Source organism: Devosia sp. (genome assembly GCF_034675085.1).
Classification (GTDB): domain Bacteria; phylum Pseudomonadota; class Alphaproteobacteria; order Rhizobiales; family Devosiaceae; genus Devosia.
Genome location: NZ_JAUCDN010000288.1, coordinates 1 through 4,093, shown reverse-complemented (window position 1 = coordinate 4,093; position 4,093 = coordinate 1). Strand labels below are relative to the sequence as shown.

Annotated in this window: 3 protein-coding genes; all 3 read right to left on the bottom strand. The window is 66.7% G+C overall.

Going from position 1 to position 4,093, the window contains the following annotated elements; genetic code table 11:
• A partial coding sequence (locus tag VDP82_RS14850; RefSeq protein WP_323015612.1) for a Clp protease N-terminal domain-containing protein occupies positions 1-1,934 on the bottom strand: 1,934 nt, incomplete at its 3' end.
• 208 nt (positions 1,935-2,142) lie between these two features.
• The gene (locus VDP82_RS14845) at positions 2,143-2,871 is read right to left on the bottom strand and encodes a DUF4167 domain-containing protein (protein ID WP_323015611.1); all 729 of its coding nucleotides are present in this window, start codon (positions 2,869-2,871) and stop codon (positions 2,143-2,145) included.
• Positions 2,872-3,208: 337 nt separating this feature from the next.
• Positions 3,209-4,093: peptide chain release factor N(5)-glutamine methyltransferase (locus tag VDP82_RS14840; RefSeq protein WP_323015610.1), on the bottom strand; the 885-nt coding region annotated here is incomplete at its 5' end.

Sequence of the window (4,093 nt, the reverse complement as noted above, 5' to 3'; positions counted from 1 at the left end):
TGCTTTTCCATGAATTCGCTCATGTCGAGCCGCACCATGGCGGTCTCGTCGTCGAAAAGGAATTGCGCCAGCGCCTTGGTCAATTCGGTCTTGCCCACCCCGGTGGGCCCGAGGAACATGAACGAGCCGATCGGCCGGTTGGGGTCCTGCAAGCCGGCGCGCGAGCGGCGCACCGCCTTGGCCACCGCCGCCACCGCCTCGGCCTGGCCGATGACGCGGGCGCCCAGCGACGTCTCCATATGCAGCAGCTTTTCGCGCTCGCCTTCCAGCATCCGGTCCACCGGAATGCCGGTCCAGCGGCTGACCACCTGGGCGATGTCGCTCGATTCCACCGTTTCCCTGGCCATCACCGGGTCGGGCTTGCCGTCCCCATCGGCGTCGTCGGCGGCCTTGAGCCGCTTTTCCAGGTCGGGAATGACGCCATAGGCCAGCTCGCCCGCCTTGGCGAGGTCGCCGCGGCGCTGCGCGATTTCGAGCTGGGAGCGGGCCGCGTCCAGCTCTTCCTTGAGCTTGGTCGAGCCTTGCAGGCGCTCTTTTTCCGCCAGCCACTTGGCCGAAAGTACCTGCGCCTGCTCTTCGAGCCCGCTCAATTCATGTTCGAGCTTGTCGAGCCGGCTGCGCGAACCCTCGTCGGTTTCCTTTTTCAGCGCCTCGCGCTCGATCTTGAGTTGCATGATGCGCCGGTCGAGTTCGTCCAAAGCCTCGGGCTTGGAATCGACGGCCATGCGCAGGCGCGCCGCCGCCTCGTCCATCAGGTCGATGGCCTTGTCGGGCAGGAACCGGTCGGTGATGTAGCGGTTGGAAAGCGTCGCCGCGCTCACCAGCGCCGAATCGGCGATGCGGATGCCGTGATGCAGCTCATATTTCTCCTTGAGCCCGCGCAGGATGGAGATGGTGTCCTCCACGCTCGGCTCGGAGACGAAGACCGGCTGGAAGCGCCTTGCCAGCGCCGGGTCCTTTTCGACGTGCTTTCTATATTCATCCAGCGTCGTCGCGCCCACGCAGTGCAATTCGCCCCGCGCCAGCGCCGGCTTGAGCAGGTTGGAGGCGTCCATGGCGCCATCGGCCTTGCCGGCCCCCACCAGGGTATGCATCTCGTCGATGAACAGGATGATCTGGCCTTCGGCCGCCGTCACCTCGCTCAGAACCGCCTTCAGCCGCTCCTCGAATTCACCGCGATATTTCGCCCCGGCGATCAGCGCGCCCATGTCGAGCGAGAGCAGACTCTTGTTTTTCAGGCTTTCGGGCACGTCGCCATTGACGATGCGGATGGCCAGGCCCTCGGCGATGGCGGTCTTGCCCACGCCGGGCTCGCCGATCAGCACCGGATTGTTCTTGGTGCGGCGGCTGAGCACCTGGATGGTGCGGCGGATTTCCTCGTCGCGCCCGATCACCGGGTCGAGCTTGCCCTCGCGCACGTCCTGGGTCAGGTCGCGGGCATATTTCTTGAGCGCGTCATAGGCGTTTTCAGCCGAGGCGCTGTCGGCGGTGCGGCCCTTGCGGATCGCCTCGATGGCGGCGTTGAGCCCCTGGGCCGTGACGCCGGCGGAGGCCAGGATCTTGCCCGCCTCATTGTCCTTTTCCACCGCCAGGGCCAAAAGCAGCCGCTCGACGGTGACGTAGGAATCGCCGGCCTTCTGCGCCGCCGCTTCGGCGGTGTCGAAGACCCGCGCCAGTTCGCGGCTGAGGTAAAGCTGTCCGGCATCGCCCGAAACCGAGGGAATTTTCGTCAGCGCCGCTTCCACGCCCGCCCGCGCCGCCTTGGGGTCGCCCCCGGCATGGGTGATGAGCCCATTGGCCATGCCCTGGTCGTCATCGAGCAGCACCTTGAGCAGGTGGATGGGCGCGAATTGCTGATGGCCCTTGCCCAGGGCCAGGGTCTGGGCGCTCTGGATGAAGCCGCGGGCCCGCTCGGTATATTTCTCGATATTCATTCAACTCTCCTTGTCTCGCCCGCAGCCCGGCCCGAAACGGCACCAGAGCATGCGTCGGAAGCGTCGTCGATGGAACGCCTGACCGGCAGCGCGGCTCCATCTGAGCGATATATGGGGAGGGTTTTTGCGAAAGAAAGGGCGCGCGCAAAGGCAAAAAGGCCGGGAAACATCCCGGCCTTTGCGCAATCGTTTCTTTGGGCGACGTGCTTTATTCGGCGGCGCTGGTGCTGCCGGCGGTGAGGAAGGCGGGCAGCCCACCCTCGGGCGCGTCGCCCGCCGCTTCGGCGCCGGCATCGCCCCCCGCCGGACGGCGGCGGCGCGGGCGGCGTTCACGCGGCTTGCGCGCTTCCCCCTCACCCTCGGCGCCCTCTTCGGCCGCCTCGGCCGGGGCGACGTCGATGGCGGGCTGCTCGCCCTCGCCGGCAAGAGCGGGAGCCCCCTCGCCCTCGGGGCGCGGCGCGCGGTCCCGATTGCGGTTGCGGCGCTCATTGCGCACCGGACGCTCGCCTTCGGGGCGGGCTTCGGCCTGGGCGGGACGGGCCTCGTCCTCGCCGCTCGCCTCGGTCTCTGTGGGGGTGAAATTTTGCTGCACCACCGGCTGGGGCGAGGCGAAGCGCGAATTCATGTCGGGCATGTCGTCGTCGAAATCGCCGTCGTCCTGGCCCTCGGGGCGCTGGCCGCTCATGGCCTGCTGGGCGCTGGAGACGATGCGGAAATAATGCTCGGCATGCTGGAGATAATTCTCCGCCATCACCGAATCCCCGCTCGACTGCGCGTCGCGCGCCAGTTGCAGATATTTCTCGGCGATATGGGCCGCGTTGCCGCGCACCTTCACGTCCGGGCCGTTGCTCTCGAAATTGCGCGACAAAGGATTGACGTGCTTGCGGCCGCCGTTCCGGCCACGCTGCCGGTTCTTGTTCTGATTATTGGGTCTCATCTGGTCGCTTTATCTAACTCTAGAAAAATAAGCGTCACACTGCTGGCCGCCGGGCCTGCTGCCCGATCCGACCGCTGCCGATGCCCAGCGCCACGCTTGGAAACCGGCTCTAAACTGGCTTCATGAAGACCGAAACCGCCTGCCGTCGACCCGAACCCGTTCCGCGTCGTCCCCGCCTCTGCCGGAACCGCGCTGCGCCTGCAGCCGATGGAATTTATGGGTGGCTAGTCGCCGTGGCGCTCATGATGCGCCGTTGACAGCAGGGGCAAACTATAACGTTCGCCGCTTTTTTGCCAGCGGAAATTATCAGCCCCGCTTCCCCATGCCTTCCTCCGGCTCAGATATGGCGCGCCCACACCACCCGATCAAGCCCATTGAGGTCTTTATGAACGCTCACATCTTCGTATCCGGCTTCCAGGAACAGCGCGCTTACCCCCGCCCCCTGGTCATAGCCGATCTCGACCAGGACATGCCCGCCCGGCCTGAGCCAGCCTCCGGCCTGGGCAGCGATGACGCGATAGGGGGCCAGCCCGTCCGGCCCGCCATCCAGCGCCAGCACCGGATCGAAATCCTTCACCTCCGCTGCCAGCGTTTCCACCACGTCCGAGGCGATATAGGGCGGGTTGGAGACGATGACGTCGAACAGCCCCCCCTCCAAACCTCCCCTACCAGGGGGGAGGTGCGGGCTGGTGCCTAGGGCAATATTGGGCCAAATCCCCGATGCAACACCCTCCCCCTCGTGGGGAGGGCTGGGGAGGGGGGCGAGCGCCCCGAACCAATCGCCCTGAAGCAATTCCAGCCGTTCGGCCACCCCATGCCGTACGGCATTTTCCCGCGCGGCGACCAGCGCTTCGGCGCTCAGATCCACCGCCACGGCGCGGGCGTCGGGCTGGCTGGCAAGCACCGCAACGGGAATGCAGCCGGTGCCGGTGCCCAGATCGAGCAGGCGTCCCGCTTCGGGCAAGGCCGCCAGCGCCATCTCCACCAGCAGCTCGGTTTCCGGGCGCGGCTCCAGCGTTGCCGCATTGAGGGTGAAGGCCAGGCCGAAAAATTCGCGCTCGCCGATGATGCGCGCCACCGATTCCCCGCTCATGCGCCGCTGCAACAATTGCGCGATGCGCTCGGCCGCCTCGGGCGAAACCGCCTCGTTTTCGCGCAGCGCCAGCTCCAGCGCCCCCAGGCCCAGCGCATGGCCGGCCAGCAGCTTGGCGTCCAGCGCCGC

Excerpts from the sequence above, each read along its gene's own strand:
- VDP82_RS14845 (WP_323015611.1), bottom strand. The coding sequence starts at position 2,871 with ATGAGACCCAATAATCAGAACAAGAACCGGCAGCGTGGCCGGAACGGC.